The following is a 20086-nucleotide window of genomic DNA, read 5'->3' on the forward strand; positions in this document are numbered from 1 at the left end:
TCCGCATTGGAAATCCAAGAGCTTCATCAGTTTGATGCTATTGCATTAAAAGCGAAACTAGAAAACAGAGAATTGGATATATCGGAAGTCATTCATCACTATAAAGCAGTCATGGAACGTAAGAATCCTGAATTAAATGCTGTTGTCCACTACATAAATGAACCTGTGAATGCAGACGGATATTTTCGGGGCCTTCCTTTTCTGATCAAAGATTTGAATGCTGTCGAAGGACATCCATTGTCCTACGGCTCTAAGATGATGGAAGGTTTTGAGGCGAGTGGGGATGATGAAATCGTCAAACGCTTCAGAAAAGGAGGGCTTACCTTTATTGGGAAAAGCAATACACCTGAATTCGGCTTTACGCCTGCTACGGAATCTGTCCATTTAGGGTTTACGAAGAACCCATGGAACAAGAAATATTCACCTGGAGGTTCAAGCGGAGGAGCAGCAGCTGCTGTTGCGTCCGGTATGGTTCCTTTTGCACATGCCAGCGACGGAGGAGGATCGATTCGAATCCCCGCTTCCAACTGTGGTTTGTTTGGGTTGAAACCGACGAGGGGTAGGACTCCTTTTTCCATGCATTTGAACAGTCTTGCTGTCAGCCATGGGGTAACGAAATCAGTAAGAGACAGTGCTGCACTCCTTGATCTACTAGAAGGACCGCAAAAAGGTGATCTATTTGCAACCCCGGCGAAAGAGGACCCTTATGCCGGAATTTCTCATGACGATCTGGGCTCATTGAAAATTGCTTATATGGCGGACTTCGGAGAACGGATGCCGATCCAAGAAGATGTGCAATTTGCCATTCGTAATACGGCGGAGCTTTGTGAATCGCTCGGCCATAAAGTAGAAGTTGCTTATCCAAATTTTGATCTCCATCGCTTCATGGATGCATTCGTTACTGTATGGGTCGTCGGTGGCGCATTGGCTGTCAAAGGGGCTGCAAAAATGAATGGGGTTAAGCCTAATGAGCAGAATTTGGAGAAAATGCTTTCGACATTGATTAAGAAAGCGGAAGGCTACACCGCAATGGAATACGAGCAAGCACGTATGTTCCTAGCTACGGAAAGTGTGAAATTTCACTCGTTCTTTGATCAGTATGATGTGCTCTTACATCCCGTCAATTCTAAGTCCGCTTTACCTTTAGGTTGTTATAACGGGGAAGAAAAAACAATTGATGAGATATTGAATGTGTCTGCCGCCTATGCCCATCTTTCACCTGTAGCAAACGTAACGGGACAACCGGCGATGAGTATTCCTCTCTATTGGAATGAAGAAAATGTTCCGATTGGTTCCCATTTCACCGGGAGATTCGGCGATGAACGAACCCTGTTGAAGTTGGCCTCCCAGCTTGAAGAAGCACGCCCGTGGTGGCACAAGTATAACGAAATCATCTAAAAGAACCAGAAGTCCCTGCCATGGGATTTCTGGTTCTTTACTTTTGTCCCTTATTAAACAATATGGCAGGTTTCTTGAAGACATAGTTTCGAGACTTTTTTTGAGTGGGTGGGGGCTGCGGGGAATAGCTCGCTTTCCGCGGGAGCGCGGTGAGCCTCCTCGGACTTCGTCCTGTGGGTCTCACCCTGCACTTTTTTCCCGCAGGAGTCTCGCCATTCCCCTCCGCCCCTGATTCCCATTTTGGCAAACGAAACCCGAAAGCATCTCGAAACTGAGTCTTCAAGTATAGGAAGCGTTAGTTAGAAGTGTTTGTGGAGCCAGTTGGTCGCTGCTTTTTCAACGTGGTCAAGGTAACCCTCAAAGCTGTGAGGGGCTCCTTCAATGATCGTCAACTGCGAGGAAGGTGGGAGCCATTTCATTCCCTTTTGGGTCAAAGGCAGTAAAATTTCTTCTTCTCCCTGGTCCCCATGCACAATCAGGACAGGGCATTGGATAGAGGACAGCAACACCTCCTGATTTACTTTTTCAAAGTCTACTAACATCTGCTTTGATATGACAATCTCTTCACGATAAAGGTCTTCCATAGGTTGTTTCAGATAACCGGTTTCCTTTAGTTCCTCTAGTTGAGAGGAAGTGAATTCTTCTGTCCAATCGTATGTAACAGGACCGGTCCCTGCTCCTGTAAGAATCATGGTTTTAATATAAGTGGGTTGATAGCTTTCCAGGCAGACGCGTGCTCCTAAGCTGTGGCCGTATAGAGCGATTTCAGTAAATCCCCTGGATACGGCATCATCAATGGCAGCTGTAAGATCACTGATTTCAGCTTCGAGGGTTAACGGGCGGTTTTCACTTTCTCCACATCCACCAAAATCAAACCGCATCACGTTGTATCCGAGGTGTTGGAAACGTTCTGCAAAGCGATCGAATCGACCTCGCGATGAGCGGTTGGAACGAAAGCCGTGGCACATGATGATCAACTTGTCATTTGTCCCCTTTTGAAAAACCCCTCTTAGTTTCAATCCTTGGTTATTTCGAAAAGTAATCTTCTCCATTTCCCTACCTCCAAAGCTTTCTTAACAGTTTATCATAAAATAGTAAATTTTAATTTTTAATTTAAAAGTAATTAAAATCACTTTTTAAAGTAAAAGTTATTGCTTTTAAGGGTAATTTATATTACTGTATAAAGTAACAAAGGAGGTAAATGATGGAATCTATTCACTTGAATGTTGCGCTTTTAAGAAGACGGGTGCCGAACTTAACGAAAGCGGCAAGGTCTGTGGGGTTAAGGCCTGCAACAGTTTCGAATCTTTGTACAGGTAAAATTGCGTTGGGTAGAACCGAAGTGCGGACGTTGGTCGCTTTGGCAAGCTTAGCGGAGTGTAGTGTGGATGAACTGATTATCAGAGGGGAGAAATTCGAAATGATTGAAACGGGAATCAAGACGGTCGATTTGTTCGCGCCATTGGCTAAAGGTGGAACGGCTGGTTTAGTAGCCAGGCCGGGTATGGGGCAGTTGGTAGTTTTAGCAGAAATCTTTCATCGCTTGAAAAAAGAAGGATACTTCATTGTCATGCTTCAGCCCAAAGGAGATCATCCGGAGGTTTCGGACATTACAGCTGATGTAGATTCCATCCACCTCTCTATAGACGAAGCGGAGAAGGCAGTTGTTCAAGCGTCTAAAACCCATGAAGTTATTTTCGTATCCGATCGTTCTCATGTGCAGAATGGAAGCATTTATCGTCTTCAGGAAAAATGGGCAGGGGAGGCGTCCGTTACTACATTTCTCGTGGATTTGAAAGGGGAAGCTGTAGATGAAGATTTGCCATATGGACCTCTTGAGACCTTATGGCAGTTTGATATGGACCTGTCTGCGCGTCATATGTATCCCGCAATCCATCCGATCTACTCCACGTCTTCCGTTTTAGAAGGTGCCAACTTGGATCAGGAGCATTTTTCAACCCAACAAAAAGCTCAAAAAATGTTGCGTCGGTACCGTGAATTGAAATCTATCGTTCGTGCGAGTGGGATGGACCCTTTGTCAGATGCAGATAAGCAGCTGTTTAAGCGTGGAGAAAGATTAGAGTCTTACCTAACCCAGCCATTTTTTGTAGCCGAGGCATTTACAGGTGTGAAAGGGGCTCATGTTCCAATTAAAAAGATGCTTGCAGACGTAAGGAAAATTACGGATGGGGTCTACGATCACAAAGGAGTCGACGAATTCTCTATGATCGGCAGTATGGATTAAATTGAAATATATGGAGGATGAAACAGAAGCATACGGTAGGATATAGGGAAGAAAAAAATTTTCATGAAAAAACGTTTACATGAAAAAAGACAGTTTCAGCTGTAAATTAGCGGGGAATCTCCTGAAAACGTTCGAAATATAAACAACTTTTCAGGAGGTACCCAAATGACAAAGGGAAGAAGTATACATGCATTAATTATTCTTATGTTCACCCAATTTATTTCGGGTGGTGTAACCAATACAAAAGGAATAGTACTCGATCAGGTAGAAAAGGACCTGGGACTCGATATGAGTCAATTCGGGCTGGTCGTTCTTATTTTCCAACTCGGATTCACGCTTGCTAGTGTTCTCATTGGCTACTATACCGATAAAAAAGGCTTGCGAACGATGACGATCATCGGGTCTATCATCATGGGGCTTGGTTTCCTCGGAACAGGTCTTGCACCTAATATTATGTTCTTCTTAGGTTTCTATATGATTGTAGGGTTCGGTTTAGGGGCACTCGGTGTCGCTTCCAATGCAATCGTTCCTGCGGCATACCCGAAAAAGCAAAATCAGATGTTCAACCTTGCCATGGGTGTTTACGGATTAGGAATGGTGCTATTTCCACAGTTTCTAAACTACATGTTCCAATTTGCATCGTGGCGTTATTTTTATATAGGAATTGCCGTCAGTTTAGTTGCTGTGATCATTTATATTACAAGCGTAGCTTTTCCATCAGGAAAAGCAGAAAAAATCGATTTGAAAGCATTCATCCCTATGTTGAAAGACGCTCAGTTTGTTTTTCTCATGATTTTTCTTGTCTTCCAAGTATCTGCGGAAGTGTCGTTCATGAATTTCTTCCCGACGTATTTGAAGTCACTTGACCTGGGCGGCATGTCAACGGCGAATAAAGAGGACATGGTAGCCACCATCTTGTCTGTCTTCTCCATCTTCTTCATGGCAGGTCGCCTTGGTGTCGCCTATTTGACCAATTGGATTAATGAGCGCATTATTTTAATTACGTTTTCTGCCGGCGCTTTGTTAATGGTAGGAGCCAGTTTCCTAGTCGCTGAGAATTTCCCTTACTTGTTCGCTGGGGCAGGATTGTTTTTCTCAACCTTGTTCCCGACCGCGACAGCGTTTGGTACTCAGTTATCTAAAACAGGTGGTTCAGCGCTTGGACTCATTTATATCGCTGCAGGAATCGGCGGTGGTATTGCGGGTTACATTGTCGGACTAGCTTCTGAAGCTTTCGGAATGGCCGGTGGTTTCAGTATCGTGATTGTCTTCCTTGCTCTTATGTTCATAACAACGTTCTTCCTCAATAGTAAGAAATCAAGTCAGACTCAAGCCTAGATGTAAGCACTCCGTCACTATTGGCGGAGTGTTTTTGTGAAGGGCGATCACCCACAACAATTGAAATGGTTTGCTCTCATCTAGTTATAAATTTCCTTCATCTCTTGTAAAATGGTAGATATGAGGGAGGATGACGATGAAGAAGCTATTTTTAATAGGTCTTGTACTTTTTATCATTACCGGCTGCAACGGAAAAAATGAGGAAGCTGAAGGCCAGGAAGATAAACAGTTGGAAGGTCACTGGGAGGGGGAAATTCAAATCCCCAATCAACCATTGAACATTTTGGTCGACTTTAAGTCAGGAGAAGATTGGCAAGGGACAATCACTATTCCTGCACAGAACGTTACAGATTTTTCATTAACTGAAATAGCTGCCAAGGAAGGAAATGTTTCTTTTAAAATGCCTCTACCAGGGCAGTCTGTTCAGTTTGATGGAGAACTAGATGGAGAGCGGTTGAGCGGAACTTTTACACAGAACGGACAAACGTTTCCATTCTCATTGACAAAAGGTGAAAGGGAAGGGAAAGAAGAAGGGGAGTTCTTGTCCATTGAAACCTCTACAGGACAATTATATGGCGAGTTATTGCTGCCTGATCATGAAGGTCCCTATCCTGTTGCTTTAATTATCCCGGGTTCAGGACCGACGGATCGGAATGGAAACTCTCAAGGTGCAGGAAACAATAATAGTCTCAAACTTTTGGCGGAATCCTTAGCGGACAAAGGGATTGCTTCCTTAAGATATGATAAAAGAGGCGCAGGCAAAAATATGAATGCCGTAACTGGCAACAGTGAAATGAGATTTGAAGTTTTCATTGATGATGCTAAACAATGGCTGGAAACGTTAGAAGATGATAAACGCATTACGAACATAGCTGTGATTGGTCACAGTCAAGGTTCCCTTGTCGGAATGATGGCGGCAGGTGCTGAAACGACAGAAGCATTTATTTCCTTGGCAGGGGCAGGTCAGACCATCGATCATGTATTAGAAAATCAACTCGGTGACAGTTTACCGGAAGACTTGTTCAAAGAAAGTCAAACAATACTTGGGGAAATGCGGGATGGAAAGACGGTTGATGATGTCAGCCAGTCTCTGCAAGGGGTTTTTGCTCCAGATGTCCAACCTTTTCTCCTTTCATGGATGGCATACGATCCTGCTGAGCAATTGGCTGAATTGGATGTTCCGACATTAATTGTGAATGGCACGAATGATATTCAAGTACCAGATTCGGAAGCGCAGCTCTTGAAAAAAGCAGAGCCAGAGGCGGAACTCATGCTTGTGGATGGGATGAATCATGTGCTGAAGGAAGCTCCTGAGAATAGAGATGAAAACTTAGCCACCTACACAAACCCTGACCTGCCTCTTGCGGATGGACTTGTAGAGGGCATGATTGAATTTCTGAACCAACACGGCTTTGACCAGTAAAGGACGTAAAGCTGAACCTTAGAGATAAAGGAGTTTGAATAAAGCAAGAAAAAAGAGGGACCGCCTATTTAGGCGGTCCCTCTCTTTTTGATCGTTCAGCGTCTAAGTTTTTGAAGGAGGCGGAGAATTTCGATGTATAACCAGACAAGGGTTACGATTAAGCCGAAAGCTCCGTACCATTCCATGTGCTTGGGCGCGCCACGGTTGACGCCTTTTTCAATGAAATCAAAATCAAGAACGAGATTCAAAGCAGCGATGGCCACAATAAAGAGGCTGATGCCAATTCCGATAGGACCGCTGGAATGGAGATAGGGGACGGTCATACCGAAAAAGTTCAGGATGAAATTGACTAGATAAACGAGAAAAATACCTAACGTGGCGGAAACGACCATCAGCCGGAAGTTTCTGGTGACCTTTATGACTCTTGTTGCATAAAGAATCAATAAAGCTCCCATCACGGCCAGTGTTAAGCTGACTGCTTGAATGACAATCCCCGAATAAGCTCCCTCGACAAAGGCGGAAATGCCGCCGATGAAAAAGCCTTCGAGCGCTGCGTATATTGGAGCAGTGACGGGCGCAGCTTTAGGGAAGAAGGCAGTAATTAAAGCGAAAATAAGCCCTCCAATGGCGCCGATGATCATCATAAGTGTCACATCGACTCCCAGTGAGTACTGGTACCATGTGTACGCCGCTGTACCTACCAAAAATATAAACAGGAGGGCTATTTTTGCAGTCGTACCGCCCAGGGTCATCGCCTTTCCTGATGACGCAGAACGCTGAAATGTATCATCTTTTAAAACGGGATTTCCCGATCTCATCTTACCACTCCTTCTCTATGCATCTTCTATGGGATATACCCTTCCTGGACACGAGAGACACTTAATGGGCATACCACTTGTAAAGCTTTTTCGGTCGTCCGATTTTCTGATGGCTGACCACTTGCTTGACTTTGCCTTCCTCTAGCAAGTGCATGAGGTACCGGTATACGGTGGGGTAGGCAAGGCCAATCTCCTTTGAAATGACGTCCACAGGGTAGGCATCACGATTTTCCTGTAAATAGTTTGATATGGAACTTAATGTTCCTTTGCTGATTCCTTTGGCGGTGAATACGTCATCATCATCTTCTTGCTTGTTTTTCATATTAGCAATTTGGGCATGTAGCTTGATTCTGGAAATGAGGTCAGGAGCTTTTACTGGCTTTAAGGCAAAGTCGGTGGCGCCTTCCTCCAGGAAGCGGTCAGCCACTTCTTGTCGTTCATCTACCGTCAGCACGAGAATAGGAACAAAGGTATTGTGTTTTCGAATTTCCCTGACAGTTTGAAGGCCATCCATTTCCGGCATATGGTAATCGACAAGGATGACGTCATACGTTCCTTTTAAAAACATACCGACACCTTCGCGTCCGTTCACTGCTGTGTCTGATTCCCACCCGGCATGTTTACAAAACTCTGTCAGCATGTAACGTAAGGATTCGTCATTATCCATGATCAGTATTTTCATCTCGTACTCTCTCCTTCGGTAAATGGATCCAGAATATCGTTCCTACCCCTTGTTCGCTTTCAATCGATAGCTCTGCTCCGTGTTCTTGGACGACATTTTTAACGAATGTCAGCCCTACACCAGGATGGGATTTCGTACTGTATCCTGCGTTCCAAATTTTATTGATATTGGATTGGCTGATGCCATGTCCATTGTCTTTTACACCAATCCGTATGCCTGCTTGCTCTACTTTAGTAGCGATGGTCACTTTGGCGTCTTTTTTTCCTTCGACGGCATCACTGGCATTATCAATTAAGTTGACAAGCGCTCGTGTCATCCGAATTTTATTAATATAGATTTCAATATTTTCATCGGCGGCTAAATCGAACGCATAGATGGTGGCTGAATCTGATAGTTTATTTGCGCGTACATATTCGATGAATGTCTTCAATGTGCACCAATTTTTCTTCTCGTGATACAAGATTTCAGAAACCATATCGCTGGTTGCTTGAATAGAAGAAGAAATTTTGTTGGTGTACTGAAGGATTTCTTCGTCCTTTGTTTTCATTTGAATGAGGCTGTTCAGTCCCTCCATCAGGGATAAGGGAGTTTTTAAGTCATGAACAAGATGGAGTGCTTCTCTACCAGAACGTGACTCTACCATGTCGAGCCGGGCGATATCCAAGTCCTGTCTCATTTTGGCTTTTTGTTCTGCAACAGTTAAGTACACGGCAAGAAAGGTTGCATTTACGATGAATACCGCAAAAAAGACGAGGCTGTAGAAACTTAACGTACTTCCGAATCCTAACTCCGCGGCCATTCTTTTCACTTCCATGGAAATTTCCCCACCGCCAAATCCGAAGGAGCTTAGGAAAAGTACCGTATCCAGCCATTGGAAACCCAAAAGCAATTGGGCGAGAATGAAAGCTTTGAATACAGGGCGTAATTGACCATTTCCTAAAAAATGAAGAACGGCGATTGATAATAAAAGAAAAATGGCCGGCCCGCCGAAGTGATAGTTGATTGAATTGTACCCGTTAATCATGGCGTAAACCAATGGGATGATTACTACAGGAACGGCAACCTTCAGCCATGGCCGGCTCAACTTCACTCCAAGCTCATCTCCAAGAAGAAGGGCCCCGATGTAATGGGGGAGGGCTCTTACCGTGTTTAACATGACGAGGCCGAAGGCAGCCATCATTAGTGTAGCCCCTGATGGAGCGGCCTGAAGTCTCTCGATGACAGCGGCTAGACCCGACCTCTCAACGCTCAGCCACAGCGGCATCGTCATCCCAATCAATATGAGAACGATTTTAATCCATATACTCTTCGACTTTAGCAATTCCGATATCATGGCAGTCACCCTAACGACGAGATCTTTCTATATATTCTAATATATGAGACTGATATTTTCGATTCTTTTTTCCTTTGAAGCACTACAAAGTGATGATTTTCCATTCTTATCATCTATGGAAACCTGGCACGCGGTAGTATAATAGACATATATTCAGGATGAAAGGTGTCCGCAACTATGATTATAATCATTGATAACTATGATTCATTCACATACAATTTAGCGCAATATTTTAAACAGATGGACTCAGAAGTGGTGGTGAAAAGGAACGACGAATGGCAGATTGAAGAGATTCGTTCGCTCGACCCCAGCCTTATTGTCCTATCTCCAGGACCAGGGAGACCGGAGGAGTCAGGGATCTGCAAGGATGTCCTGCGCCATTTTGGTGGACAAATTCCCTTATTAGGCATTTGTCTCGGGCACCAGCTGATGGTCGAACATTTTGGTGGAATCATCGTCAAAGGAAATCGACCCATGCACGGGAAAGTGACAACTATTACGAATGATGGCCGAATCATGTTTCGTAAGCTACCCGGATCATTCCGAGTCACCCGTTACCATTCTCTTCAGGCAGATTTCCCTTCATTACCTGAAGAGCTAGAAGTTACTGCTCTATCTGAAGATGGTGTCATTATGGGTGTACGCCACCGGGACAAGATGATGGAAGGGATCCAATTCCATCCCGAGTCGATATTGACGGAGTACGGGTATGACCTGCTTCGGAACTTTTATGAACGGGCTGTTCGCTATAAGGCAAGTAGAAGAGAGGGAGTGGGTGTATGACAACCTCACCTTTTTTGCAGTTTGAATTCTCAAATGCTCAGGGGAATCGTGAGCCAAAAGTGTTTAAAAACCCGGTAGAGGTCCTCACTACAGATGAATTGACCGAGGTGAAGTCAGTCTTCAAACGAGTAGAACATTGGCTCGACGACGGTTACTATGTAGCTGGTTATGTATCCTATGAAGCTGCCCCAGCTTTTGATCAGGCCCTTCGCGTTCATTCTAATCCGGAATGGCCGCTTGTGTGGTTCGGAGTGTTCGATAGATTCGAATCAGATTGGGTGAATGCAGATTCTGAGCCATTTCAAGTATCGGACTGGGAGTTGCGCGGGAATTATGCTTCCTATCAAAAAGGGATAGAAGAAGTGAAAGCGGGGATTGAACGGGGCGATACGTATCAGGTGAACTTTACAACCAGAATGGAAGCCTCTTTCTCTGGAGATGATTACTCTTTTTATAGAAAGCTTGTGAGAAATCAGAAGTCCTCCTATAGTGCCTACTTAAACATGGGAGAAAGGCGGATCCTATCTGCTTCTCCAGAGTTGTTTTTCCGGGTCGATGGAAACCAATTGAAAACAAAGCCAATGAAAGGTACAGCAGCAAGAGGACGTCATGACGAAGAAGATGAATCCATGTGCCGGCATCTTCATACATCAGAAAAGGAACGCTCCGAGAACCTAATGATTGTTGATTTGTTGAGAAATGATCTAGGCAGAATCGCTGTGCCTGGGAGTGTCCATGTCCCCAAGCTGTTCGAAGTGGAAACTTATCCAACAGTCCACCAGATGACTTCGACGGTGGTAGGCCGTTTACCGGAGAATTACACGATGTACGAGTTATTTCAAGCATTGTTTCCGTGTGGCTCGATTACAGGGGCTCCAAAAGTGAGGACCATGGAATACATTCATAGATTAGAAGACTCGCCACGCGAGGTGTATTGCGGCGCCATCGGTTATATGACGCCGGATAAAGAAGCCATTTTCAACGTCCCTATTCGTACAGTCATGATTGATCAAAAGCAAGAAAAAGCTGTTTATGGTACAGGTGGAGGCATTACGTGGGACTCAACATCAGAAGGAGAGTTTGAGGAATTGAAGACAAAGGCGCGCCTTCTCACCGAAGATCGGCCAAGATTTCAACTTTTGGAGACAATGAAGCTTGAAAATGGCACGATTGATTTACTCGACGATCACCTGGACCGAATCATGGCATCGGCTTCGTACTTCGCTTATCCCATTAAAAGAAATGATTTAGAAAATAAATGCTCTCAAGTAACGGCCGCTTATCCAAGTGGAATCTATAAAACACGCATGCTTGTTGATGAAGAAGGGAAAGCTGAACTAGAAGTCCATGGTTTAACGCCATCCGCTTCTTGTGTTACAGGTACATTATCTGAAAATCCAGTAAACGAAGAGGATCGTTTTCTGTTTCATAAAACCACTCATCGGGAAGTCTATCAACGGCATCAATCCGACGAAGCAGAAGCGACGTTGCTATGGAATCGAAGAGGTGAGTTGACGGAATTCACAATAGCTAATCTCGTCGTACACCTCAACGGTCAATACTATACGCCTCCTGTTGATTGTGGATTATTGTCGGGAACGTACAGGAAAGATTTATTAAGGTGTGGAAAACTGAAAGAAAAGGTTCTTTATAAAGAGGATATCCACAAGTTCGATGAAATATGGATGATTAACGCAGTTAGAGGCTGGGTGAAGGTTGAACTCCAGGAGAACGCTCAATAAATCAAAGGAGTGTTTGGTCTTATGAAAAAACATATTGTTTTTTATGACGCACAATGTCCGTTTTGTTTTTATGTGAAGAAAACGTTCCTGACGTTCGATTGGCTTCATCAAATTAAATGGGTAGCTGTCCAGGAGACAGAAGGGACGGGGAAGTACCCTTACTTGAAAGGCCGGAATACGCTGGATGAGATTCATATGCTTACAAAAGAAGGAGAAGTGAAACAAGGTTTTGAAACCATTCGGAAACTACTGCTTTCTTTGCCTTTATTCGCTGTGATCGGCATTCTTCTCTCGTTCCCGGGAGTCGACCGGATTGGTTCTCCGTTGTATCGCTGGTTTTCTGATCACAGACACCAATGGTTCGGCCGCTATGACCTTCCCAGATACGCATAAAAACCCTCATTAACGAGGGTTTTTATTATGGTAAATGGCAGGATTGTGGAAGACTCAGTTTCAAGACTTTTATTGAGTGGATAGGGGCTACGGGGAATAGCTCGCTTTCCGCGGGAGCGCGATGAGCCTCCTCAGGCTGACGCCTTGCGGGGTCTCACCTAGCACTCTTTTCCCGCAGGAGTCTCGCCATTCCCCTTCGCCTCTTTGCCAAGGCAGATTCTCGAAACCACTTCTGGAAAATCAGCTTGGATGGTGGTGTGAAGTGGAACCCACATACAAGGTAAAACATCTTCTAAAATCAATGATTTCTAGTTAAAAAGATCTGTATATCGAGCTTTCACAATCAGAATGTTTGCTTGAAAAGTATATACTCCTGTAGCTCCCTAAAGTATGAAAAACTGAGTCTGCAACAATCGGGAGCTATTGTGGGGAAGGGTTATTTGTGTTTTTTTCTTAGCATGCTGTATGAACCGAGAGCGATGACGATGATGGCGAAGGTTAGGGATGTCCACTGGCCGTTTGAGATGCCTTGATAAAGACCGTGAGAAAGAAACAATAAACATAAAATCAGAAACAATACCAATGATACTTTATTCATAATGTCCTCCTATGCGTAAACTTCCTTTATCATACCGGACGACGTTCGTTTTATCTAGTGTTCTGTGTTACATTATTATTGGATAATAATTTGAGCTGAGGGGTATCCAAGATGAGAGAAGAAATTACATATATCGGTGAAAAAATCGAGAAACACTCGGACCAATTAGCTGAACGAGTGCGAGAGTTGAAAGCAGAGGAGTTTGGTGCAGCTACCATTCGAACAGCGAATTGGGAAGAACTATTCTCCTATATCGGTAACGTAATTATCGGTGATGGCGCTTTTTCCATGCAGCACATTGAAATGTGGGCAGATCGTGAAGGAGAGCAAAAGGTAGAGGCGGAAGTTGAGTTGGATCAATCCATTCGAACGATGAACTTTGTGCGTCGAGCGATTTGGGGGATATTTTCCGAAGAGTTATCCAACGATGAGTTTTCTTCTTCTACGGTGGTCCACGTCTGCAAAACCGTTAATGAAGTATTAGATGAAATTACGAAACATTTTAGTCAAACGTACTCCCGGAATATTCGTATGGAGTGGGAAAGAAAAGAAATGCGGATGGCTGAACTGTCTGTGCCTGTTGTCCCGATCACAAAGGGGGTAGCTGTGCTTCCATTAATCGGAGAAGTGGATACCAACCGTGCACAGTTAATCATGGAAACCTCCTTAAATAAGAGTTCGGAATTTGAATTGGATTACCTTTTTATTGATGTATCCGGTGTTCCGGTGATTGACACGGTAATAGCTAACTACATTTACCAGGTCGTTCATGCTCTTGAACTTGTTGGTGTTCATGCGACTTTAACCGGATTAAGACCGGAAACAGCAAAATCCCTTGTAGATATGGGTGTAGATTTCGCTCAAGTCCATACGAAGGCAGGTTTGCATCAAGCTCTAGAAGAGATCGGCATTTACATTCATCATGGTGATTCATAATGTGATAAAGAAAAGGACTGAGAAATAACATTTCTCAGTCCTTTTTACGTCTATTTTTTAAAGACCATTACTTTTGAGAGGGTTCTGCAACTTTGACAAGTTGTTTACCAAGGTTCGCACCTTCAAATAATCCAAAGAATGCATCCGGGATATTCTCAAACCCTTCTGTAATCGTTTCTTCATATTTTAAACGACCTTCCTGAAGCCATTGAGCCAAGTGAGAGAATCCTTCTTTGAATCGATCTTGATAATCACCGACTGTGAACCCTTTAATGAGCGCACTGGATTTAATCAAGTGCATCTGCATCCGTGGTCCTTGGTCGTTCGGAACATTGTAGGATGCGATGGCGCCACACTGGGCGATGCGTGCGAATTTGTTCAATAATGGATAGACAGCATCTGAAATATCGCCACCGACATTATCAAAATAAATATCTACGCCGTTTGGACAAGCTTCTTCGAGACGTTCAGGTACACTTTCTGATTTGTAGTTGATGACTTCATCAACGCCAAGTTCATTTTTTAAGTACGCTAATTTTTCATCTGAACCGGCAATACCGACCACATGGCAGCCTGATATTTTACCGATTTGGACAACAGCAGAGCCAACTGCTCCGGCAGCGCCTGAAACCACTAAGGTTTCGCCTTCTTTTGGCTGCCCGATATCCGTCAGTCCGAAATATGCAGTTAATCCAGGCATGCCAAGAATTCCGAGAGATGTAGTGACGGGTCCAAGGCTTGGATCTACTTTTCTGAGTGTGTCTGCTGGAGCTGCTGCATACTCTTTCCACGGAAGCATCCCTGTGACAATATCACCTTCTTGTAGAGCCTCCGCTTTCGATTCCACAACTTCCCCGACGACCCCACCTTCCATCGGTTCGTTCAGTTGGAAGGGAGCAATATACGATTTAGCGGCGCTCATACGGCCTCTCATGTAAGGATCCACGGAGACATAAAGCAGTTTGACCAGTACTTCCCCTTGAGATGGAACAGGACGCTCAGCTTCTGCCATTTTAATATGTTCATGTGTAGGAGCGGCTTCTGGACGTTTGACTAATTGAATTTCTTTGTTCATTTTTATCACTCTCCTTGCTTGTATCATAACGGGTCTCATCCTTTATTGGGAAATGATATGTTTGAAGATGTAAGGTACGATAGACAAAAGGGAGGTGGAAGTATGAATCACAAACTTTATGAAAAGGTGAAGTTCGTGGAAGGAGAAAACTTCGTGACCATTGAAAACACACAGGATCTCACAGATGAAGAACTGCAATCCTTGGCTCTTACGTTTGTCGAAGATTCAACATATGATGAAGTGAAAAACCGGACAATCCTTGTCCCCTCCACCTTTAAAGAAAAGACAAAGGGATACATAAAAGGTCTTGGATACAAGCAGCATGATGAGGTTTATTTTGTCCGGTGTCACTTGGATGAGGTAGGTGAGGGGATTGGAAAAGCGCAACGTTTTAAATTCATTTCGCTAAGAAAGGAAGAGGAGGTCGTTTTTAAAGAGACGTGGCGCAGATCGATGGAAGGGTCCTTAAACGCTCCCCAGTCCTTGAACATGGAGGAGCAAATGAAAAGCGTGAAAAAAGAACTGGGGCCGGGTTATGTAGATACCTGTTTGACCGCTTATGAAAATGGCACCCCTATAGGAGTGGTCATGCCGCACATTGAACCGGGTACAAAGGAAGAAGGGAGGATTTTCTACTTTGGGCTGGTTCCGGAAGAACGAGGGAAGAACAAAGCAGCTGCTTTGTATAAAGAGGGATTGAGCCTACTTAAACATCATTTCAAAGCTTCCTATAGTATTGGTGCGACAAGTGTTCAAAATAGCCCGATGTTGAAAGTTTTTGAGAAATGCGGGTGTACGGTAACAGAAAGGGTTGGCGTGTACAAACACTCCAAGTGATGGAAGAGTAGAGAAGGATTTATGTAGGAAATAAGAAAACGCCCAGGAATCCCCTGGACGTTTTTCTTTACGACTCTATACTTTCCTTCAATTCTTTGTACTCCTCATCCGTAAAGGCGCGCGAGCGAGTAAGGAACCTCTTTCCTTCGACTCCTTCTAGGGAAAACATCCCACCGCGTCCCTCAACGACATCAATGATCAGTTGGGTGTGCTTCCAGTAATCATACTGCTTTTTATTGATATAAAAAGGAGTGTCTCCGATCCTTCCAAGTAACACATCTTGACTGCCAATCATGAGGTCACCTTCTTCATAACACATCGGAGAGCTGCCGTCACAGCATCCACCCGATTGGTGGAAAAGAAGAGGGCCGTGTTTCTCTTTCAGCCTTTCAATTAAATCAAGAGCAGCGTCCGTTGCTTTTACACGTTCAACCATCTTTTCAGCTCCTTTCGTTATGCCGAAAATCAAGGAGTTTTTACGCGCTTATTTTAAAAGAATCCAAGCTTCTGCGGGCTGTAGCTGACGAGCATGTTTTTCGTTTGTTGATAATGGCTGAGCATCATCTTGTGGTTCTCACGGCCGACCCCGGACATTTTGTATCCGCCGAAAGCTGCATGGGCAGGGTAGGCGTGATAACAGTTGGTCCAAACGCGGCCGGCTTCAATGCCACGGCCGAAACGGTAAGCTGTATTCATATCACGTGTCCACACACCAGCACCCAAACCATAAAGGGTGTCATTGGCGATCTTCATTGCTTCTTCTTTATCTTTGAACGTCGTCACAGACAGGACTGGACCGAAGATTTCTTCCTGGAAGATCCTCATACTGTTATCGCCTTTGAATACTGTCGGCTCCACGTAGTATCCGTCTTTGAAATCACCTTCCATTTGATTCCGTGCTCCTCCAGTGAGGCACTCGGCTCCTTCTTCTTTACCGACTTCAAGATAAGATAAGATTTTCTCCAGTTGTTCTGATGAAGCTTGAGCACCCATCATCACTTCAGGATCAAGTGGATTTCCTGTCTTAATCTCTTTCACGCGTTTGATGGCACGTTCCATAAACTCATCGTAAATCGACTCCTGAATGAGGGCGCGGGAAGGACATGTACATACTTCACCCTGGTTTAGAGCGAACATGACCATTCCTTCAATTGTTTTATCTAAGAAATCGTCATCTTCACGCATGACATCCTCAAAAATGATGTTCGGTGATTTTCCACCAAGCTCTAAAGTAACAGGAATGATGTTTTGAGAGGCATATTGCATGATCATTCGCCCGGTTGTCGTTTCTCCAGTAAAAGCGATTTTACTAATGCGAGGGCTTTGGGCTAACGGCTTACCAGCTTCTAAACCGAAACCGTTGACGACATTCAATACCCCTGCAGGCAGCAAGTCTTCAATTAATTCCAGTAGATACATAATTGATGCCGGTGTCTGTTCGGCAGGCTTCAGGACAATCGCATTTCCGGCAGCGAGAGCGGGAGCTATTTTCCACGTCGCCATCAACAGTGGGAAGTTCCATGGAATGATTTGACCAACGACTCCTAGTGGCTCGTTGAAATGATAAGCAATCGTATCGTTATCAATTTCGCCGATGGAACCTTCTTGGGAGCGAATGACCGAAGCGAAATAACGGAAGTGATCAACGGCAAGCGGAAGGTCAGCATTCAGAGTTTCACGGACAGCTTTTCCGTTCTCCCACGTCTCCGCAATGGCCAAATTCTCAAGGTTTTCCTCCATGCGGTCTGCAATGCGGTTTAGGACCAAAGAACGCTCCGCCACGGACGTTTTCCCCCAGGCATCCTTTGCTTTGTGTGCAGCATCAAGTGCAAGCTCAATATCTTCCTCCGTCGAACGTGCGACCTGACAGAACGTTTGTCCCGTTACAGGTGTAACATTATCAAAATATTGTCCTTTGACAGGCGCTGTCCACTCTCCGCCAATGAAGTTGTCATAGCGTTTCTTGAACTGAACATTAGATCCTTCTGTATTAGGAAAAGCATATACCATAAAAACATCCTCCTAGTGGTTTACTTTGCAACCGCTTACAAAAATATTTATGTAAGTAGGCGCGCTTACTTTTTAAACTATCACTTGTACAGAATATTGTCAATTTACAGACAAATATGTGAAAATTTCTAGTACGAACAAAGGGGAAAGATTGTTATAATAGAATTATTCATAGGTAAAAGGAGTTATTTAATAATGACAACGACCAATCGAGTGATGCTTATTGATGGCATGGCGCTGCTTTTCCGTGCGTTCTATGCCACAGCTATGAGCAATTATTATATGATCAACAGTAAAGGTATTCCGACCAATGGAGTCTATGGCATGATGAAACACATGTTTACGGCAATAGAAACCTATCAGCCCACGCACGTCATTTGCTGTTGGGATATGGGGAGTAAGACGTTCCGTAATGATCTCTTTCCCGATTACAAAGCGAATCGGGGAGCTCCTCCTGAAGAATTGATTCCACAATTTGATCTAGCTAAAGAAGTCGTAGAGGCTCTCGATATTCCCAACGTTGGCCAAGTTGGGTATGAAGCGGATGATTGCATGGGAACGCTGAGTCGGGCGTACAGTGAACATTCCCAAGTCTTCCTATTAACAGGGGACCAGGACCTTCTTCAACTGTTGCAGCCAAACGTGCATGTCGTCTTATTAAAGAAAGGGTATGGCAATTATGCGGAATATCAAGAGGACACCTTTACAGAAGAAAAAGGAATTACGCCTCAGCAAATGATTGACTTGAAAGCTCTCATGGGAGACTCTAGCGATAACTATCCTGGTGTGAAAGGAATTGGAGAGAAAACAGCTCTTAAGCTCCTTCTTAAATATGGATCCATCGAAGGTATCCTGGAGAATATTGAAGAATTGACAAAGGGGCAGCGTACGAAGATTGAAGACAGCCTGGAAATGCTGCACTTGTCCAGAAAACTAGCGGCCATTCATTGTGAAGCAGATGTGGATTGTTCATTAGAAGAAGCCCTCTTCTATATCGATGACGAAAAGATGAGCGCCAAGTTTGATGAGCTTGAATTTAAAAACTGGGAAAAAAATATCGTACGGATGTAAAGAGGTCGGAGGCGCGTGCCCTCCGACCTTTTTATAATAAATCCTTTTTTTGTGTTTTTCGGTAGTTGTTAACCTCTTTAAAATACATGGCTGCTTTTTTGTACATTCGCTTCTCATAATAAAGGTTACCTAACATTTCACAATAATTTTTGTAACTTCCATATTCATTATTCTCTCTAAAATACGGAATGATCTCATTTTCCAGCTTGTCCATAAAAAAGTCTTCCATTGTTTTTTCTAAGGCTGTGTTCCTAAGTACAAAGAATTTATACTTAAAGAAGTTAATGTCATATTCCTCTGCGCTTTTTTCGCCTTTCTCAATAAGCTCCCATGCTTTCTCTATATTTCCTGCATAGAAGTGGGTGGAGGCAAGAGAATAAATCGTATTCACGTAAAAATAATCATCTTTCATCTCAAGCGTCATATTATATGCCTTTTCTAAATAATCAATAGCGTCTTCATATTTTTCCTGATTTGCATATATATACCCAAGATTATGATAAACTCTTCTTTCATCAATGGACTTCAAATGATACTTGGAAATCCTTTTTAACTTTAAGAAGTATTCTTCTGCGATAGGGTATATTTCCAAAGCTCTATAATTAAGGGCAATGATCATGTAGGTATCAACAATTCGTTCATAATCAAAATCTTTAATATATCCTTCCAAGGCTGTATGAGCATAAAAATTTGACTCCACTGATGCTCTTGTTTGGGAATAAGTCAGAGCTAAATGAAAATAGGTTTCACTATCCGTAAATGGAAGCTTATTTAAAAGCTCTTCTGTTTTGTGGAAATGATGAAGGGCATTTTTTAGTTGGTGGTTTTTCAAAAGATAATGGATTCCGACCGTTTTATGATAGAAGAATTTATATTCATCATTTGTATATGGATATAAATCATCAATCTCTTTTAAATCTTCATCGGAGAGCGGTCCTTCATTCAACTTCATAGTGTGCCGAGCTTTAACGATCGTATATAAATGATTGAGTTCTGTATTTTGGTTTGATTCTAATGCATCTGTACATTTTCGGAAATACTCTTCCATTAATTGGAGGTCTCGACGTTGAATAATTTCATGCCATTCCAGCAGCTGCTGATGAATGGATTCGTCGAATTCTTGGTTAATATCAGTCAACTTGATATTCAACCGCTCTCCTAACAGACGGTAAATTTCATCACTGGCGTTAATGGTATCATGTTCGATTTTACTCAGATAGGAGACAGAGCAAATACCTGATGCAAGTTCTTCTAAGGTCAAATTCTTAAATTTGCGATGTTGTTTAATTAACGAGCCTTTCATATTCACTACTCCTTTAAAGCGCCAATTACTTACATTATAGCAAAATATCGTTGCATTCAATGGTTATCTTTTACTTTTAAGGGTTTTATAGGTATATGGAG

General features: G+C 43.5%; 19 protein-coding genes. 10 read left to right on the top strand and 9 right to left on the bottom strand.

What is annotated here, in order from left to right:
• The first annotated feature begins 6 nt into the window (after positions 1–6).
• Positions 7–1398 carry an amidase gene (locus HFA01_RS07915; protein ID WP_146814954.1) on the top strand — a complete coding sequence of 464 codons (1392 nt, stop codon included), beginning with the start codon at positions 7–9 and terminating at the stop codon, positions 1396–1398.
• Positions 1399–1697: 299 nt separating this feature from the next.
• Here the strand turns inward: HFA01_RS07915 and HFA01_RS07920 are convergent, their stop codons facing one another.
• Positions 1698–2450 carry an alpha/beta hydrolase gene (locus tag HFA01_RS07920; RefSeq protein WP_146814956.1) on the bottom strand — a complete coding sequence of 251 codons (753 nt, stop codon included), beginning with the start codon at positions 2448–2450 and terminating at the stop codon, positions 1698–1700.
• Between the two features lie 152 nt (positions 2451–2602).
• On the opposite strand from HFA01_RS07920, the gene HFA01_RS07925 reads away from it, so the two are divergent.
• The 3 genes from HFA01_RS07925 to HFA01_RS07935 all read left to right on the top strand — a co-directional run bounded on the left by HFA01_RS07925 (position 2603) and on the right by HFA01_RS07935 (position 6404).
• A complete protein-coding gene (locus HFA01_RS07925) occupies positions 2603–3643 on the top strand; it encodes an ATP synthase beta subunit C-terminal domain-containing protein (RefSeq protein WP_146814958.1) in 1041 nt (346 codons plus the stop codon).
• Positions 3644–3808: 165 nt separating this feature from the next.
• Entirely contained in the window at positions 3809–4981 is a 1173-nt protein-coding gene (locus HFA01_RS07930) for an MFS transporter (protein WP_146814960.1), read from the top strand.
• Between the two features lie 136 nt (positions 4982–5117).
• On the top strand, positions 5118–6404 hold the full coding sequence (locus tag HFA01_RS07935; protein WP_146814962.1) for an alpha/beta hydrolase family protein: 1287 nt from the start codon (positions 5118–5120) through the stop codon (positions 6402–6404).
• A gap of 95 nt (positions 6405–6499) precedes the next feature.
• On the opposite strand, the gene HFA01_RS07940 is transcribed toward HFA01_RS07935, so the two are convergent.
• The 3 genes from HFA01_RS07940 to HFA01_RS07950 form a co-directional block, all read right to left on the bottom strand.
• Positions 6500–7222 (bottom strand): Bax inhibitor-1/YccA family protein, encoded by a 723-nt coding sequence (locus HFA01_RS07940; protein WP_146814965.1) that lies wholly within the window; start codon positions 7220–7222, stop codon positions 6500–6502.
• Between the two features lie 61 nt (positions 7223–7283).
• On the bottom strand, positions 7284–7904 hold the full coding sequence (locus HFA01_RS07945) for a response regulator (RefSeq protein WP_146814967.1): 621 nt from the start codon (positions 7902–7904) through the stop codon (positions 7284–7286).
• Entirely contained in the window at positions 7882–9237 is a 1356-nt protein-coding gene (locus tag HFA01_RS07950) for a sensor histidine kinase (RefSeq protein WP_146814970.1), read from the bottom strand. Before HFA01_RS07950 ends, HFA01_RS07945 begins: the two co-directional genes overlap by 23 nt.
• Positions 9238–9414: 177 nt before the next feature.
• On the opposite strand from HFA01_RS07950, the gene HFA01_RS07955 reads away from it, so the two are divergent.
• Genes HFA01_RS07955 through HFA01_RS07965 form a run of 3 tightly spaced genes read left to right on the top strand, consistent with a single transcriptional unit; the run spans position 9415 to position 12155 of the window.
• A complete protein-coding gene (locus HFA01_RS07955; protein ID WP_146814972.1) occupies positions 9415–10020 on the top strand; it encodes an anthranilate synthase component II in 606 nt (201 codons plus the stop codon).
• Complete coding sequence (gene pabB, locus HFA01_RS07960) at positions 10017–11762, top strand: aminodeoxychorismate synthase component I (protein WP_146814974.1); 1746 nt, start codon at positions 10017–10019, stop codon at positions 11760–11762. The genes HFA01_RS07955 and pabB overlap by 4 nt, the downstream gene beginning before the upstream one ends.
• 21 nt (positions 11763–11783) lie before the next feature.
• The gene (locus HFA01_RS07965; RefSeq protein WP_146814976.1) at positions 11784–12155 is read left to right on the top strand and encodes a thiol-disulfide oxidoreductase DCC family protein; all 372 of its coding nucleotides are present in this window, start codon (positions 11784–11786) and stop codon (positions 12153–12155) included.
• A gap of 436 nt (positions 12156–12591) precedes the next feature.
• Here HFA01_RS07965 and HFA01_RS18885 read toward each other — a convergent pair whose 3' ends face one another.
• On the bottom strand, positions 12592–12753 hold the full coding sequence (locus HFA01_RS18885) for a hypothetical protein (protein ID WP_167506204.1): 162 nt from the start codon (positions 12751–12753) through the stop codon (positions 12592–12594).
• Between the two features lie 111 nt (positions 12754–12864).
• Here HFA01_RS18885 and HFA01_RS07970 point away from each other — a divergent pair, with 111 nt between their 5' ends.
• Complete coding sequence (locus HFA01_RS07970; protein ID WP_146814978.1) at positions 12865–13689, top strand: STAS domain-containing protein; 825 nt, start codon at positions 12865–12867, stop codon at positions 13687–13689.
• 67 nt (positions 13690–13756) lie between these two features.
• Here the strand turns inward: HFA01_RS07970 and HFA01_RS07975 are convergent, their stop codons facing one another.
• Positions 13757–14764 carry an NADP-dependent oxidoreductase gene (locus HFA01_RS07975; RefSeq protein ID WP_146814980.1) on the bottom strand — a complete coding sequence of 336 codons (1008 nt, stop codon included), beginning with the start codon at positions 14762–14764 and terminating at the stop codon, positions 13757–13759.
• Positions 14765–14866: 102 nt separating this feature from the next.
• Between HFA01_RS07975 and HFA01_RS07980 the strand changes: the two genes are divergently transcribed.
• The gene (locus tag HFA01_RS07980) at positions 14867–15601 is read left to right on the top strand and encodes a GNAT family N-acetyltransferase (protein WP_167506205.1); all 735 of its coding nucleotides are present in this window, start codon (positions 14867–14869) and stop codon (positions 15599–15601) included.
• Between the two features lie 67 nt (positions 15602–15668).
• Here the strand turns inward: HFA01_RS07980 and HFA01_RS07985 are convergent, their stop codons facing one another.
• Together HFA01_RS07985 and adh are read right to left on the bottom strand one after the other, a co-directional pair.
• On the bottom strand, positions 15669–16037 hold the full coding sequence (locus HFA01_RS07985) for a DUF779 domain-containing protein (RefSeq protein ID WP_146814984.1): 369 nt from the start codon (positions 16035–16037) through the stop codon (positions 15669–15671).
• A gap of 53 nt (positions 16038–16090) precedes the next feature.
• Entirely contained in the window at positions 16091–17611 is a 1521-nt protein-coding gene (adh, locus tag HFA01_RS07990; RefSeq protein WP_146814986.1) for an aldehyde dehydrogenase, read from the bottom strand.
• Between the two features lie 195 nt (positions 17612–17806).
• On the opposite strand from adh, the gene HFA01_RS07995 reads away from it, so the two are divergent.
• Entirely contained in the window at positions 17807–18682 is an 876-nt protein-coding gene (locus tag HFA01_RS07995) for a 5'-3' exonuclease (RefSeq protein ID WP_146814988.1), read from the top strand.
• 31 nt (positions 18683–18713) lie between these two features.
• Here HFA01_RS07995 and HFA01_RS08000 read toward each other — a convergent pair whose 3' ends face one another.
• Complete coding sequence (locus tag HFA01_RS08000) at positions 18714–19985, bottom strand: tetratricopeptide repeat protein (protein ID WP_146814990.1); 1272 nt, start codon at positions 19983–19985, stop codon at positions 18714–18716.
• Positions 19986–20086 lie beyond the last annotated feature (101 nt).

The sequence above is a fragment of the Halobacillus faecis genome (assembly GCF_007991335.1).
In the GTDB taxonomy this organism is placed as follows: domain Bacteria; phylum Bacillota; class Bacilli; order Bacillales; family Halobacillaceae; genus Halobacillus; species Halobacillus faecis.

What these genes read in the sequence shown, in the direction of transcription:
- HFA01_RS07920 (WP_146814956.1), bottom strand. Translation starts at nt 2,450, where the DNA reads ATGGAGAAGATTACTTTTCGAAATAACCAAGGATTGAAACTAAGAGGG.
- HFA01_RS07925 (WP_146814958.1), top strand. Translation starts at nt 2,603, where the DNA reads ATGGAATCTATTCACTTGAATGTTGCGCTTTTAAGAAGACGGGTGCCG.
- HFA01_RS07930 (WP_146814960.1), top strand. Translation starts at nt 3,809, where the DNA reads ATGACAAAGGGAAGAAGTATACATGCATTAATTATTCTTATGTTCACC.
- HFA01_RS07935 (WP_146814962.1), top strand. Translation starts at nt 5,118, where the DNA reads ATGAAGAAGCTATTTTTAATAGGTCTTGTACTTTTTATCATTACCGGC.
- HFA01_RS07940 (WP_146814965.1), bottom strand. Translation starts at nt 7,222, where the DNA reads ATGAGATCGGGAAATCCCGTTTTAAAAGATGATACATTTCAGCGTTCT.
- HFA01_RS07945 (WP_146814967.1), bottom strand. Translation starts at nt 7,904, where the DNA reads ATGAAAATACTGATCATGGATAATGACGAATCCTTACGTTACATGCTG.
- HFA01_RS07950 (WP_146814970.1), bottom strand. Translation starts at nt 9,237, where the DNA reads ATGATATCGGAATTGCTAAAGTCGAAGAGTATATGGATTAAAATCGTT.
- HFA01_RS07955 (WP_146814972.1), top strand. Translation starts at nt 9,415, where the DNA reads ATGATTATAATCATTGATAACTATGATTCATTCACATACAATTTAGCG.
- pabB (WP_146814974.1), top strand. Translation starts at nt 10,017, where the DNA reads ATGACAACCTCACCTTTTTTGCAGTTTGAATTCTCAAATGCTCAGGGG.
- HFA01_RS07965 (WP_146814976.1), top strand. Translation starts at nt 11,784, where the DNA reads ATGAAAAAACATATTGTTTTTTATGACGCACAATGTCCGTTTTGTTTT.
- HFA01_RS18885 (WP_167506204.1), bottom strand. Translation starts at nt 12,753, where the DNA reads ATGAATAAAGTATCATTGGTATTGTTTCTGATTTTATGTTTATTGTTT.
- HFA01_RS07970 (WP_146814978.1), top strand. Translation starts at nt 12,865, where the DNA reads ATGAGAGAAGAAATTACATATATCGGTGAAAAAATCGAGAAACACTCG.
- HFA01_RS07975 (WP_146814980.1), bottom strand. Translation starts at nt 14,764, where the DNA reads ATGAACAAAGAAATTCAATTAGTCAAACGTCCAGAAGCCGCTCCTACA.
- HFA01_RS07980 (WP_167506205.1), top strand. Translation starts at nt 14,867, where the DNA reads ATGAATCACAAACTTTATGAAAAGGTGAAGTTCGTGGAAGGAGAAAAC.
- HFA01_RS07985 (WP_146814984.1), bottom strand. Translation starts at nt 16,037, where the DNA reads ATGGTTGAACGTGTAAAAGCAACGGACGCTGCTCTTGATTTAATTGAA.
- adh (WP_146814986.1), bottom strand. Translation starts at nt 17,611, where the DNA reads ATGGTATATGCTTTTCCTAATACAGAAGGATCTAATGTTCAGTTCAAG.
- HFA01_RS07995 (WP_146814988.1), top strand. Translation starts at nt 17,807, where the DNA reads ATGACAACGACCAATCGAGTGATGCTTATTGATGGCATGGCGCTGCTT.
- HFA01_RS08000 (WP_146814990.1), bottom strand. Translation starts at nt 19,985, where the DNA reads ATGAAAGGCTCGTTAATTAAACAACATCGCAAATTTAAGAATTTGACC.